The organism is Rhodococcus sp. H36-A4 (assembly GCF_027158005.1).
In the GTDB taxonomy this organism is placed as follows: Bacteria; Actinomycetota; Actinomycetes; order Mycobacteriales; family Mycobacteriaceae; genus Rhodococcoides.
On record NZ_JAPVLQ010000016.1, the window covers coordinates 1 to 15,693 of the forward strand.

A 15,693-nucleotide genomic window follows, 5' to 3' on the forward strand; every position below is an offset into this window, starting at 1 on the left:
ACATGGTGCCGTCGGCGTTTGTGGTGTTGGATGCGTTGCCGTTGACGGTGAATGGGAAGTTGGATCGGGCGGCGTTGCCGGCTCCGGTGTTCGAGGCTGTGGTGTTTCGGGCTCCGTCGACTCCGGTTGAGGAGGCGGTGGCGCGGGTGTTTTCGGAGGTGTTGGGTGTCGATCGTGTGGGTGTCGATGATGATTTCTTTGCGTTGGGTGGTAATTCGTTGATTGCGACGCAGGTGGTGTCGCGGTTGGGTGTGGCGTTGGATGCGGTGGTGCCGGTGCGGTTGGTGTTCGAGGCGCCGTCGGTGGGTGGTTTGGCGGTTCGGGTGGAGCAGTCGGTGGGGTCGGGGGATCGGGTTGCGTTGGTGGCGCGGGAGCGTCCGGGTGTGGTGCCGTTGTCGTTGGCGCAGCAGCGGATGTGGTTCCTGAACCGCTTCGACACCGAATCCGCGGTCAACAACATCCCGGTCGCAGTGCGGTTGTCGGGAGCACTCGACATCGATGCCCTCAATGCGGCGGTGCGAGATGTACTCGCTCGCCACGAGTCGTTGCGTACCGTGTATCCGGAAACCGATGGTATTGCGGCGCAGGTGATTCTCACTGTCTCGGCTGCGGCACCGACACTCGTACCGCAACAGGTGGATCCGGCCGATATTTCTCGGCGTGTCGAGCAGGTCATTTCAGCCGGATTCGATGTCACCAGCGAATTGCCGATGCGAGGCGAGCTGTTCCAGGTAGGCACGGACGAATACGTGCTCGTCCTGGTCGCGCACCATATTTCGGCCGACGGTTGGTCGATGGGTCCGTTGACGCGTGATGTGATGGTGGCGTACGCGGCACGTTCTGCCGGTGAGGCTCCTGGTTGGGCTCCGTTGCCGGTGCAGTACGCCGATTACGCGTTGTGGCAGCGTGAGGTTCTCGGTAGTGAGGACGATCCGGATTCGATTGCTGCCCAGCAGGTGTCGTACTGGAAGAGCACTTTGGCCGGTTTGCCGGACGAGCTGAACCTTCCGACCGACCGACCTCGCCCATCGACTCGCACCTATGAGGGTGGGAAAGCTCCGTTCCGAATCGATGCCGAGCTACATCGTGCGTTGCTCGACGTAGCCCGAGCGACGGGAAGCACCCTGTTCATGGTCGTGCACACTGCGATGGCGGTGTTCCTCGCCCGCATGTCCGGCACCGATGACATCGCTATCGGTGCGCCTATCGCAGGCCGGGGCCAGTCCGAACTGGACGACATGGTGGGCATGTTCGTCAACACCCTGGTATTGCGTACGCATGTCGAGTCGGAGCGCTCGTTCGGTGAAATCCTCGCCCGGGCAAAAGAGGCGGATCTGCAGGCTTTCGCGCATGCGGACATTCCGTTCGAGCGGCTCGTGGAGGTGCTCAACCCGGAACGGTCGACCACCCGTCATCCGTTGTTCCAGGTAGCGCTCTCGTTCGAGAATCTGCCGTCGACCGATCTTCGGCTACCGAATTTGCATGTCAGTGGCGTTCCGTTCGAGGCCAACATTGCGAAGTTCGATCTGTCGCTCACACTGCGCGAGCACGTCCTCTCCGGTGGCGAACTCGATGGCATCTCAGCAGAGTTCTCCTACGCCGCAGACATGTTCGACGAGTCGACGGTGTCCGACTTCGCGGTGAGATTTGTCCGGTTGCTCAACGATGCGGTGGCGGACCTGTCGAAGCCGGTCGGTGATTTGGAACTCCTGGGCGCTGGTGAAGCCGACGCTCTGACTCATGCGCATGGCGGAGAAGTAGCCTCGGCCTCGACATTGCAGGAGATCTTGACGCGGGGAGTCGCTCTCGACCCCGAGGCCGTGGCAGTCCGCATTTCGGGTCGGTCGGTGACGTATCGCGAATTGGACGAGACGTCCTCGCAGTTGGCCCGTGTGTTGATCGGTCGCGGAGTCGGACCGGATACCGTAGCTGCGCTGGCGTTCTCGCGATCGTACGAGATGCTCGTGAGCGTCTGGGCGGTTGCCAAGGCCGGCGGCGCTCACCTGCCCGTCGATCCGAACTACCCGTCGGAGCGAATCGAACACATGCTGTCCGATTCGGCGGCCGTCGTACGCGTCACAGCGTCGGCGCACGTCGATGCGTTGCCTGCCGGGAGTTGGATGTTGCTCGATGGCGGCGAACTCCGCGAGGAGATTGCTACGCAATCCAGCGATCCGGTAACCGATAGCGACCGCACCGCGACTTTGACGACCGATCACCCTGCTTACGTGATCTACACGTCGGGTTCGACGGGTCTGCCGAAGGGTGTGGTGGTCACCCACGCGAGTTTGCGTGGGGTACTCGATTCGGCGATCGACTTGTACGGTGTGAGCCCGGAGAGTCGATTCCTGCACATCTGTTCACCCAGCTTCGATCCTTCCGTCCTCGAATGGATGGTCACGTTCGCTGCTGGTGCTCGGCTGGTGATCGTTCCTTCGGACGTCATCGGCGGTCCTGATCTGGCCGAGATCTTCCTCTCGGAGAAAGTGACTCACTCGATCATCACGCCTGCGGTATTGGGCACGATGGATCCCGAGGGCATGGACAGTCTTCGGGTTCTCTCCGTCGGCGGCGACGTGACCACCGCCGAACTGCTCGCGCGGTGGGCGCCGGGGCGCCGGTATTTCAACGGCTACGGCCCGACGGAGACCACGATCATCTCTACGTTCGCCGAGCTCGAACCGGGACGACCGGTCACCATCGGTGCACCGGTTCGGGGAACGTCGGTGCGGGTTTTGGACAGGCGTCTGCGGCCCGTCCCGGTCGGTGTCGCAGGTGAGCTCTATCTTGCGGGCGAAGGGCTCGCTCGTGGTTACCACCAGCGGGGTTCCCTGACTGCAACCAGGTTCGTCGCGGACCCGTATTCGAGTACCGGTGCGCGGATGTACCGCACCGGCGACCTCGTCAGGTGGACCGGACCGGAGGTTCGGGAACTCGAGTTCGTCGGGCGCTCGGACTTCCAGGTCAAGATTCGTGGATTCCGCGTCGAGCTGGGAGAGGTCGACGCGGCACTTGCCGCTCATCCGTCGGTAGCCTTCTCGGCCACCCTCGGCAAGGATCTGCCCTCTGGCGCAACGGTTCTGGTGTCCTACGTGATGCCTGCAGTCGGTGCCTCGGTGGATCCGGTTGCGGTAACCGAGTTCGTGCGCGGGACATTGCCGTCGCACATGGTGCCGTCGTCGATCGTGATTCTGGACGAGGTTCCATTGACCCCGGTCGGCAAACTCGACCGCCGCGCTCTTCCTGATCCGGTGTTCGAAGAGCAGGTGTACCGGGCTGCCGAAACCGATATCGAGGAGATCATCGCCGAGGTCTTCGCCGATGTATTGCGTATGCCGAGGGTAGGAGTCGACGAGTCCTTCTTTGCGCTCGGTGGCGACAGCATCGTCTCGATCCAGCTCGTGTCGCGAGCCAAGGCTCGGGGTGTCTCGTTCACTCCGCGTGATGTGTTCGAACGAAAGTCGGTTTCCGGTCTTGCCGAAGTGGCGGTCCGGCTCGAGGACGCGGACCGTGCCACGGTCCTGTCCGAACTGCCGGGCGGCGGTGTCGGGCAGATGCCACTGACTCCGATCATGCGCAAGGTAACGGAAGCGGGCGGGCGCTTGGATCGGTTCTCCCAGTCGGTGTCGGTCGGTTTGCCTGCAGAAATCGATCTGGCTCTTCTTACGGCCACGCTGACTGCGATTGTCGATCACCACGACATGTTCAGGGCGGTATTCGCGAACGGTGAAATGGCCGTTCGGGAACAGGGCAGCGTGGATGTGGGCGCGGCCATCGACAGGGTTCGTGTGGACGCTTCGATATCTGGTGCCGATCTCGAAGCTCTGGCCTCCGACAAGTTGTCCGCCGCGATGGGACGTCTGAATCCGGCTACGGGTGCGATGATCCAGTTCGTCTGGTTCGATTTCACCACCGCAGCACCCACCGCAGGCAACGCCGATACCGTCGAGGAAAGTCGGCGCGGTGTGCTGCTCATCGTGGCCCATCACTTCGTGGTGGACGGTGTCACGTGGCGGATCCTGCTCCCTGACCTCGCGGTCGCGTGGTCGCAACTCGCTGCAGGGCAACAGGTATCGCTACCGGCCGTGGGCACCTCGATGCGTCGGTGGTCGCATGGGCTGATCCAGGCAGCCGCAGCGCCGTCACGACGTGAGGAATTGCCGATCTGGAAGTCCCTGGCAAACTTCGACGATCCGCTGATCGGTCGACGGCAGTTCGATCCGGCGCTCGATGTCGCAGGTACCGTCGAGCGCGTCGAGGTAGAGATTTCGGCCGACACGACCGATGCGCTTCTGACTCGCGTGCCGCGCCTCTACCGAGGTGGCGTCAACGACGGGTTGCTGGCAACCCTGGCATTGGCAGTGGCTCGGTGGCGTCGAAATCGTGGGATATCCAGCACGAGTGCGCTGTTCGCACTCGAAGGTCATGGCCGCGAGGAAGCGGTCGTTCCAGGGGCTGATCTGTCGCGGACCATCGGGTGGTTCACCAGTGCTTACCCATTGGTGCTCGATCTGGATGGAATCGACATCGACGACGCGTTCGCCGGTGGTGCCACCGCCGGTGCGACTGTCAAAACGGTCAAGGAGCAAATTCACCGGGTGCCCGATCGCGGGATGGGGTACGGACTGCTGAAGTATCTCGACGACGAGACCTCCGCAGAACTGGAATCGGTCCCGTCCGGTCAGATCAGCTTCAACTATCTGGGTCGGATTTCTTCGGCCGAGATTCCGGCTGAGCTGGCGGACTTCGGATGGGCTCCGACGGGCGCCCTCGGATCTTTGACCGCCTCGATGGATGAGGACATGCCCGCCAACTCGACCATCGATATCAACGCCATCGTGACCGACGGCCCAGATGGTCCAAGATTGGGCGCCACGTTCGCGTTCCCCAACGGGCTGGTGGACCGTGCGGATGTTTCCGAATTGGCTGATCTGTGGACCGAGGCGCTGGAAGCCCTGTCCGATCACAGCCGCACTGCCGAGGCAGGTGGACTGACACCGTCGGACTTGACTTTGATCGAATCGACTCAGGACGAGATCGATTCGTGGGAGTCCACCTACCGAAGCGTCGAAGACGTGTGGCCTCTGACTCCGCTGCAGTCCGGGCTGTTGTTCCACGCGATGATGACCGAATCGACGGTGGACGTCTACACGATGCAGGCTGTGCTGGACCTGTCCGGTGTCGTCGATACCGATCGTTTGCGGGCTTCCGGGCAAGCCTTACTCGACCGCCACAGCAATCTCCGAGCCGCGTTCGTCTCCGACAGTGACGGCCGACCGGTCCAGGTGGTTCTCGGCGCTCTGAAACTGCCCTTCCACGAGATCGACCTGATGGATGTTCCCGAGGACTTTCGACGCGCGGAGGCGAAGCGGATACTTGTTGCCGCTCAGGCCGAGCGCTTCGATATGTCCGAGCCACCGCTCATCAGGTTCACGCTGATCAAGGTCGCCGAGGATGCCTGGCACCTGGGCATCACCAGTCACCACATCCTGCTCGACGGGTGGTCCATGCCGTTGCTCATGCAGGATCTGTTGATGCTGTACGCAGTCCGTGCCGACACGTCGGTGCTGCCTAGAGTGCGGCCGTTCCGGAACTTCCTGTCCTGGCTCGACGGCCGTGACCGAGAAGATTCGCTCGATCGTTGGGCGGTTGCTTTCCACGGGGTGTCGGAACCGACGCTGCTCACCGAAAGCGCACGCCCCTCGGGGGCGGTACCGGGGATCGGCAAGATCGAGGTCTCGCTGTCGGAGGAGCGCACTGGCGTGCTGTCGGCGATGGCCTCGAATCTGGGTGTGACGGTCAATACTGTCGTGCAAGCGGTGTGGGGGATACTTCTGGGTCGTCTCACAGGACGCGCAGATGTGGTCTTCGGCGCTACCGTGTCGGGACGTCCGGCCGACCTTGCCGGCGTCGAGTCGATGGTCGGACTATTCATCAATACGTTGCCGGTTCGAGTGGATGTCGGAGACGGGCACTCGCGGGCAGAGACTCTGGTGCGGCTGCAAGGGCAGCAGGCGGATCTGCTCGATCACCACTATGTAGGTCTGACCGAGATTCAGCAGCGCATCGGCGTGGACAGATTGTTCGACACGCTCCTCGTGTTCGAGTCCTACCCCATCGACCGTGACGCGATCGCTGCGGCAAGTTCGGTGGATGGCCTTCAGATCACCGGTGTAGGCGTCGACGACGCCACGCACTACCCGTTGACGGTTCTTACAGTCGTCGAGGCAAGACTCGAGCTGACGTTCAAGTACCTGGACACGGTCCTCGACGGTCGGTACGTGACCGATCTTAGTCGGTGGTTCCTTCGAATTCTGGACGCGATGATCGACGACCCGACTGCACGAGTGGGGACGATCGACCTTCTGGATGCGAACGAACGAGAGCAGGTCGTCATGGCCTCGACGGACCTGGATTTGGGCACGCAGGGTGCGCGTCGATCCGTCGGCTCGGATATGCAGGTGCTTCCACAGGTGCTCGCGGAGATCGTCGAGGACGACCCGGAGGCTCCCGCGATGGTCGCCGGTGAGGATGAGATCAGCTATCGAGCACTCGATGTCGCCTCGTCCACTCTTGCTCGTTCGCTGATCGAACGAGGCATCGGACCCGGAATGTCGGTTGTCGTGCATCTCCCTCGTTCGAGGTCGGCGATCGAGGCATTGTGGGCAGTGGCCAAGACCGGTGCTGCGGTAATTCCTTCGCAACCCGGGTCGCACAGTTCGTTCGCCGAAGGCACCTTCGGTGTCACAGTCGAGCAGTACCGTGAAACGGCACCGACGGGTCCGACCTGGCTCGTCGTCGACGATGCCGAATTCGCCCGGGAAACAGCTTCCCGACCGCGGCATCCGGTCTCGTACTCGGACCGATTGCAGTCTCTGTCCGGAGATCACACAGCTCTCACGCTGCCTTCGGGTTCGCTCACTCAGTCGGAATTGATGCTTCGCATCGCGGACTACGCCGATCGATTCGAGCTGGGATACGACACCCGTAGCTTCCACTACGGGCCGTTCGATTCCGACGCGTCCATCTTCGAGGCCTTCGCGGTGACGTCGAGAGGTGGCGCGCTCATCATGGGTGAGCCGGACGTCGACATTGCCTCGGTGGCCGACCTGTTGTTCGACTCGTGGGCGACCCACGCGTTCGTGCCGATCGAGGTACTCGAGCAGTCGGGTCCGGAGGATCTCGACGACCTGGTAGTCGTGATCGTCACAGATGGGCCCGCGACGGGTGACGCTGTCGAGATTTGGACGGACGGGCGGACTGTGACGTCCATGTGACCCTCGACCTGCGCTGTGGGCTCGCGAGGTAACGGAATGCGGCTGAAACGGGATAGATGTCCGAGGCGTGCGAACCCGGTCACGATCGGCTCGGATCGATCGTGTGGTGGTGAGCCGAGCTGGGCTGGCTAAACTTGCTCTGCGCGTTCCACCCCGGGACGGCCGTTCAACACTGGGCTGTCTGTTCAGCCGTGTCTTGTCGGCGACCTGGGAGAGTCCGAGCCGAGACCATCGAATTTTTCGACAACGAAGGTGATCCGCATACATGACGTTCCGTACCCGGCCAGATCGAACACAGGGCTCGACGACATGAGTGCGAGTGAGTCCCGCAGTCGGGTCGACGGTGCTACCCGTGGAAGCGGTCGCCGGTCACGAGGAGAACGTCCGAACCGTCGCCACGGTGTTCGAACAGAGCTACTTCCGCAGCTGCTGACGAGCGCGGTCGAAACAGCAGGCGATTCCATTGCGCTGATGTCCGCGGGAACCTCGGTCAGCTACCGCGAGCTCGACGAACGGTCGTCGCAGCTGGCCAGAGCGCTCGTCGAACGAGGGGTCGGTCCCGGCGACCGAGTCGCGCTCGCCCTGCCGCGGTCCGTCGAATCGGTCCTTGCGGTGTGGGCAGTCGCCAAGACCGGAGCGGCATTCGTGCCGGTGGATCCTAATTATCCCTCCGATCGGACGCAGCACATGGTCTCCGATTCAGGAGCCGTACTCGGTCTCACTCTCGAATCCTTCGCAGCAGGCCTTCCTCGTGGTGTCGACTGGCTCGTGCTCGATGACCCGAGTCATGCTTCGGCCGTGGAGAGTTACCCAGCGCACCCGATCTCCTATGCGGACCGGGTGCGACCGTTGCTCGAGTCGCACGCGGCCTACATCATCTACACGTCCGGATCGACAGGGTTGCCCAAGGGCGTCGTGGTGACCCATTCCGGTCTCGGACCGCTCGTGTCGGCGGAGCGACCGCACTATGGTCTCTCATCCGCCTCTCGGATGCTGCACGTCTGTTCGCCCAGTTTCGACGTGTCGGTCCTCGAATTGTTGCTGGCATTCACCTCCGGTGCGACGCTCGTGGTTGCTCCGCCGTCGATCGGGGGTGGCGAGGAACTGGCCGACCTGCTCCGTGAGAAGCACGTGACCCACGTACTGATCACGCCGGGTGCGCTCGGGTCGGTAGATCCGAACGGCCTTCCCGACCTCGAAGCGGTCGTCGTGGCCGGCGACACCTTCACCGGTGAACTGGTGACGAGATGGGTCGGCGCCGAACGAGGCGCGGGATTGCCGCAGCGACTGTTCTTCAACGGTTATGGACCTACCGAAGCGACCATCCTGGCAACAAGTACGGCACCTCTCGTGGTGGGTGAAGTGCCGGTCATCGGCACACCGATCCCGGGTGTCGGTGCATTCGTGCTCGACAACCGGCTCCGTCCAGTTCCGGCAGGAGTCAGTGGCGAGCTCTACCTAGCGGGTGCGCAGCTCGCCGAGGGATACAACAAGCGATCAGCGTTGACTTCGGAACGATTCGTCGCCAATCCATTCCCCGAAGCGACGGCAACCGGGCAGAATGCCTCGGGGACCGGCACCCGCCTGTATCGCACCGGAGATGTCGTCCGACGTGACTCCGACGGCATCATCCACTACCTCGGTCGTAGCGACTTTCAGGTCAAGATTCGTGGCTTCCGGATCGAGTTGGGTGAAGTCGACAGCACGCTCACCACTCATCCGCACGTGCAATTCGCTGCCACCGTCGGTCGCGAACTTCCCTCCGGTGAAACAGCATTGGTGTCATACGTGCAACCCACTGCAGGTATGGACTTCGACACCGACGAGCTCGTCGAACACCTCGGCCGCACGTTGCCCGCACACATGATTCCGGCCCAGATCATCGAGCTGGATTCGGTTCCGCTCACTCCGGTCGGCAAGCTCGACCGGGCAGCATTGCCCGAGCCGGTCTTTGCCGGCAAGGAATTCGTGGCGCCGGTCACCGAGTTGGAGAAAACTGTCGCAGAGATCTTTGCCGAGGTGCTCGGAGTCGAGCGCGTCGGCAGAACCGACTCGTTCCTCGATCTGGGTGGAAACTCCCTCGTTGCAACCCGGTTGGTTGCGCGTCTCGGCGCGGCTCTGGGCGTCAAAGTCCCGGTTCCGCTGCTCTTCGGAAATCCAGCTGTCGGTGACCTCGCTCGTGAGATCGAGTCGCGATCACTCGGTGGCGCACATGCTGCTCTGGCTCCTCGAGACAGGCCCGACCGGATTCCGCTCTCGCTCGCTCAGCAGCGGATGTGGTTCCTGAACAGGTTCGATATCGCATCCGCGGTGAACAACATCCCGGTTGCGATTCGGTTGTCCGGCCGGCTCGATGCGAGTGCGTTGTTCCATTCCATCCGCGACCTGATCGAACGGCACGAATCACTTCGAACGTCGTACCCGGACATCGACGGCGTCGGTTTTCAGAGCATCGGTTCTGTGGACGACGTTCTTGCAGAGCTCACTCCGATCATCGTCGATCCGGACGATGTCACCGCCGTCGTGATGGATACGGTGTCGAGCGGATTCGATGTCACAACCCAGGTGCCCCTTCGAGTGCGGCTGTTTCAGGTCTCGGCCGAGGAGCACATTCTGGTGTTCGTGGTACATCACATCTCCGGCGACGGAGTTTCGATGGGGCCCCTTACTCGCGACGTGATGACGGCGTACCACGCCCGAACCCAGAACACGGTGCCCGACTTCGCGCCGCTACCTGTGCAATACGCGGACTACACCCTGTGGCAGCGCGACATCCTCGGATCCGAACTCGAGTCGGATTCGGTGATCTCCGATCAGATCGAGTACTGGACGAAGGCGTTGGCGGACCTTCCGGCCGAGCTGTCGCTGCCGTTCGATCGCCCCCGTCCAGCTGTCGCTTCGAATCTCGGTGCCACACATACGTTCACAATCGATGCCGATACGCATCGGCAGATGCGGTCTTTGGCGACGGCATCGGGTGCCAGCGTGTTCATGGTTGTTCACGCGGCACTCGCCGTGCTGCTGTCACGGCTTTCGGACTCCACCGACATCGTCGTGGGCACACCGGTTGCGGGTCGCGGTGACGAGGCCCTCGACAACCTCATCGGCATGTTCGTCAATACGCTCGTGCTTCGTACCGATACCTCGCCGGACCTCCGTTTCCGTGAACTGCTGGACACCGCGCGTGGGGTGGATCTCGAAGCGTTCGCTCATGCCGATCTGCCGTTCGAGCGGCTGGTGGAGATTCTGGACCCAGAACGAAGTGCCGCACGCCACCCGATTTTTCAGGTCATGTTGACCTACCAGAACTTGGAGCCGTCTCGGTTCTCCCTGCCGGACCTGACTGTGGCGGGCGTGGACCTCGACGTCGCGATAGCCAAGTTCGATCTGCAGTTGGCGATCACTGAATTGGCTTCGGATGCTGGTGGGGAAGGCCCGCTGGCCGTCGAATTGACCTATGCGCGTGATCTGTTCGATGAAACAACAGCGGTCAGTTTTGCTCGCAGGCTTACCGCGATAGTCAGCGCCGTAGTCGCGGATGCCGATGTGGTGATCGGCGATATCGAGATCATGGACGAGGCCGAGCGTGCGGTGCTGAGCGCTGAGGGCACCGAACTCGTCGATGCCGGCGATGCAACGCTCGTGGCGCGCTTCGACGCTGCCGTACGTGCGAACCCAGGGGCGCCCGCCGTCACCAGTGGCGATGACACCCTTACCTATGCGGAGCTGGACGGCAGAGCGAATCGGATTGCACGGGCGTTGTCGGCGACCGGTGTGCAACCGGAAAGCCTGGTGGCGGTTGCGCTTCCACGGTCGGTCGATCTGATCGCGGCGATCTTGGGGATTCTGAAAGTCGGTGCGGGATACCTCCCGATCGACACGAGCAACCCGATCGATCGCATCTCGTACATTCTCGGGGATGCAGTACCCGGTGCCGTGATCACGTCCTCGACAGAACTCGCCTCGATCGGCGCGTTCGACTGTCCCATGGTCGACGTCGATTCTGCGTCGGTGACCGAGCTCGATGGATCCGCACTCTCCGGCTCCGAGCTGCCGAGAAGTGCGTCCGCCGACAACGTCGCGTATGTCATTTACACATCCGGTTCGACTGGTCTCCCGAAGGGTGTCGCCGTCACCCACCGAAACGTCACAACGCTGTTCGCGGCCGCGGCGCAGCGGTTCGAGTTCAGCAGCGACGACGTATGGACCATGTTCCATTCCTACGCATTCGACTTCTCCGTATGGGAGATCTGGGGCCCGTTGCTGTCCGGTGGTCGGCTGGTGACAGTGGACTACTACACCTCTCGTTCACCGGAGAAGTTCCTCGAACTGCTCGCACGTGAAAGCGTCACCGTACTCAATCAGACGCCATCGGCGTTCGCTCAGCTGGCCGAGGCTGAACGTTCCGCAGGGGATCGTGCACCGGCACTCTCCTTGCGCTACATAGTGTTCGGTGGTGAAGCGCTCGATTTGAGCTCGTTGGAGCGTTGGTATGCCCGTCATCAGAACGGTCCACTGCTGGTCAACATGTACGGCATCACCGAGACCACGGTGCACGTGTCCTTCCTCGCTCTCTCGCGGGAGATAGCGCACAGGGCCAGAGCAAGTGTGATCGGCGAAGCGCTGCCAGGGTTGACGGTCCGTGTTCTCGATTCGCGGCTGGGCCTCGCGCCCATCGGCGTGGCAGGCGAGCTGTATGTGAGCGGCGGACAACTTGCCCGCGGTTACCTCGGCAAGTCGGCACTCACCTCGACACGGTTCGTGGCCGACCCGCTCGGACCGAGTGGAACGGTGATGTACCGGACCGGCGACCGAGGCCGTTGGAATGCCGGCGGGCAGCTCGAGTATGCCGGGCGCAGTGATTCCCAAGTTCAGCTGCGCGGGTTCCGCATCGAACTCGGTGAAGTCGAATCTGCGTTGCTCCGAGATTCCGACGTCGCCCAGGTGGTGGCAATGGTTCGCCGAGACCTGCGTCAGGGCGCCGATACCGAAGACCGCGAGGGCGAGTCTCTCGTCGCGTACGTCGTGCCCTCGGCTGGAGCGTCCATCGATATCAATCGATTGCGTTCTGTTGCAGCACAATTCTTGACCGCCTATATGGTGCCGGATCTTATCGAAATCCTGGACGAACTGCCGTTGACGGTCAACGGCAAGCTGGACCATCGAGCACTGCCGGTGCCGGTGTACGCATCGGGGTCACCCTTCCGTGCGCCCAGCACACCTGCCGAAAAAGCGGTCGCGGATGTATTCGCAGCGGTTCTGTCCCAGGAAGTGGTCGGGGCGGACGACTCATTCTTCGAACTCGGCGGCAATTCGCTCGACGCAACCAGAGTCATAGCCAGACTGAACGCGGCACTCGACAGTGATGTGTCCGTTCGAGAGCTTTTCGAAGCTCCGACTGTGGCAGCACTTGCATCGTGCGCCAGTCGTCATCTCGGTGTAGGTGGCCGAAGGACACTGGTGGCTGCCGAACGTCCCGAGCGTATTCCGCTTTCGCTTGCCCAGCAGCGGATGTGGTTCCTCAACCGCCTCGATCCCGGCTCGTCGGTGTACAACATTCCGCTGGCGATCCGGTTGGCAGGCGAACTCGATCTCGACGCACTCGACAGAGCCATCCGCGATGTGATCGGTAGGCATGAGAGCCTGCGAACGAGTTATCCGACCGACGCGGACGGCCCGTTCCAGAAGATACGTGAAGTCGCCGATGTCGGACTCGACCTCGCACCGATTGCGTGTGCGAGCGAAACCGAACTGATCGATCGGGTTCGCGGCACCATCTCGCGTGGCTTCGACGTGTCCATCGACATACCGGTCAGGGCCGAACTGTTCGCGCTCACCGAAACCGACCATGTGCTTGCGGTATCGGTTCACCACATCTCGGCAGACGGGGTGTCCATGGCACCTCTCGCACGAGATGTGATGACGGCCTACGTCGCAAGGATCTCCGGTTCGGCCCCGGCCTGGGCTCCGCTGACAGTGCAGTACGCGGACTACGCGCTGTGGCAGCATGACGTACTGGGTGACGCAGAGCAGGCCGACTCGATCGCAGCCGGCCAACTCCGTTTCTGGACGGAACAGCTGCTCGGTGTCCCGGACGAGCTGGATCTGTCAACAGACCGGCCGCGTCCGCCCCAACAGTCGATGCGCGGACGATCCTGGGCTACGTCACTGACTCCGGAGATGACCGATTCGCTGAACCGGATCGCGCGTGTCAACAACGCATCGTTGTTCATGGTCGTCCATAGCGCGCTTGCAGTCCTGTTGGCTCGGATGAGCGGCGGACGTGACATCGTGATCGGCACTGCAGTCGCCGGTCGCGGTGACGCCGCGCTCGATGGGCTGGTCGGAATGTTCGTCAACACGCTCGCCCTTCGGGTGGACGTCGATCCCGCGGATCGATTCGATGACCTTCTCGACCGAGTGCGGAGCGTCGACCTCGGCGCTTTCGCCAATGCGGACGTCCCTTTCGAGCGGGTAGTCGACGCAGTGTCCCCGACCCGCTCGGTCGCCCGCCACCCGATCTTCCAGGTGGTTCTGTCGCTTCAGAATCAGGAGCAAGCCACACTCGAACTTCCGGGGTTGTCCATCTCGGTTCTCGACGGCGCTGAACTGGCGGCCAAGTTCGATCTTCAGGTGACGGTAGAACGCGTCGGCGATCGATTGCAGGTCGTGTTCACCTATGCGACAGATCTGTTCGACGAAGAGTCGATTTCGCGCTTTGGAGAGCGTTTCACCCTGGTGCTCGACGCGATCGCCGGCAGCACCGAGGTGGTCGTCGGGGACATCGACATCCAATCCGACACAGAGGTCGACCAGGGGCACGTCCTGACAGCCGCACCCTCGGCCGATATCGCAGCAACCGCAGGTGCCGAAGGGACAACGCTGGCCCAAGTGTTGCGCACCGTGGTCGACGAAGACCCCGACGCGCCTGCAATCTCGATCGGCGACGTCGACATCTCGTTCGGCGAGTTGGACGAACGGTCGTCGCGGTTGGCACGAGAGCTGATATCGCGGGGTGTCGGACCTGGGGATGCGGTCGCCGTCGCCATCCCGCGGTCGGTCGAGCAGATTGTCACACTCTGGGCTGTCGCCAAATGTGGTGGTGCAGTGACCGGTCCCAGGTCGAGCACCGCGGTCGTGAGTATCGCGGCGACGGCGGAGGCGGCGGAGGCGGCGGAGGCGGTCGAGAGGTCGGTCGGCGGGTGGATCGTCCTGAACGACGACTCGGTGATCAAGTCCGTTGCCGAGCGTTCCTCGCGACCAGTGGCGTATTCGGAACGAGTGCGACTTCTTCGTCCCGAGGATCCGTTCGCCTTCTTCGACGGGGTCGACCCACCTCTGGCCTACGGCCCACCTCTCTCCCACGGCGATGTCGTCACGATCGCAGACTCGCTTCGCGGACTCCTCGGGGTGACCTTCGAATCGCGTACTTACGGGACCGCGAGGTTCGGCACCAGCTGGTCTCTACTGGAGTTCGCGGTCGCGGCGTCAGCAGGCTCGGCGATGGTCGTGTCGGCGCCTGGTGAACCCGAGGATCCCGAGTCGGTGATCGTCGAACAGTGGGTGACCCATGCGTTCGTCTCTCGTGCTCAGGGTGCGGACCTGGAAGCGGGAATCGAGGCGGAAGATCTCGTGTCCGTCGTTCTCACCGAGAATCCGGTCGATACGCAGCTTCCAGCGTCCGACTCCGCGGCGGGCTGGACGATCTTCGGCTGACGGTCCAGTCGTTGTACACGAGTGGACCGTCACTGTGTGTGAACTCTCGGTGAAAACCTGCACTTGACTTGCTTGTCGCATGTATGTCGCGTGTTCACTTCTATCACGGTTCTATTTCGGTCGCCCTGTAGCGAAATGGGCCGATAAAAGACGGTCGGTGTAGTCAGCGGCTTTGATAGCCGAAAGTGCTGTGGGCTCCTTTGGGCGCTCAGGGCGCATTTCAGGGCCTACCTAACTCAGATTTCCCTGTTCGAGCGTGGCGTGAGTGATTGCAGGTCGGTCGGCGCTTGGTAACCTTCCGAGTAGATTCGTGACGTACAAAACAGACTTTTCATTATGATTGGCGCGTAGTTTTCCGCTATAACAGCGCGATCACGACACAATCTCGACGATAAGTCAGTCCGTATCCCGACCGATTGCGAGGTACTGCCCACCGATGAATGCGACAAACCCGAACTCGGGCGACATCGAATCCGACGTCACCCCGGAACCGTCGGCCGCGGCGAAATCAAGTCGATCCAGCGGGCGCGGCAAGGACAAGCGCAAGCCTCGCACTCGTCGGGCGCGCGTTGCTCTGCTGCCGGATTTGTTGGCGGCGGCGGTGGAGCGGTGTCCGGATTCCTCGGCGTTGGTGTGTGGGTCTGAGGTTGTGTCGTATCGGGTGTTGGATGCGTTGTCTTCGCGGTTGGCTCGGGTGTTG

3 protein-coding genes are annotated in these 15,693 nt (G+C 62.4%); 2 read left to right on the forward strand and 1 reads right to left on the reverse strand.

Going from position 1 to position 15,693, the window contains the following annotated elements:
- A partial coding sequence (locus O1W68_RS21345) for an amino acid adenylation domain-containing protein (protein ID WP_442972431.1) occupies positions 1–7,277 on the forward strand: 7,277 nt, incomplete at its 5' end.
- Positions 7,278–7,706: 429 nt separating this feature from the next.
- Positions 7,707–14,993 carry a non-ribosomal peptide synthetase gene (locus tag O1W68_RS21350; protein WP_269306993.1) on the forward strand — a complete coding sequence of 2,429 codons (7,287 nt, stop codon included), beginning with the start codon at positions 7,707–7,709 and terminating at the stop codon, positions 14,991–14,993.
- 396 nt (positions 14,994–15,389) lie between these two features.
- Here the strand turns inward: O1W68_RS21350 and O1W68_RS21355 are convergent.
- On the reverse strand, positions 15,390–15,693 hold a 304-nt coding region (locus O1W68_RS21355; RefSeq protein WP_269306991.1), incomplete at its 5' end, for a hypothetical protein.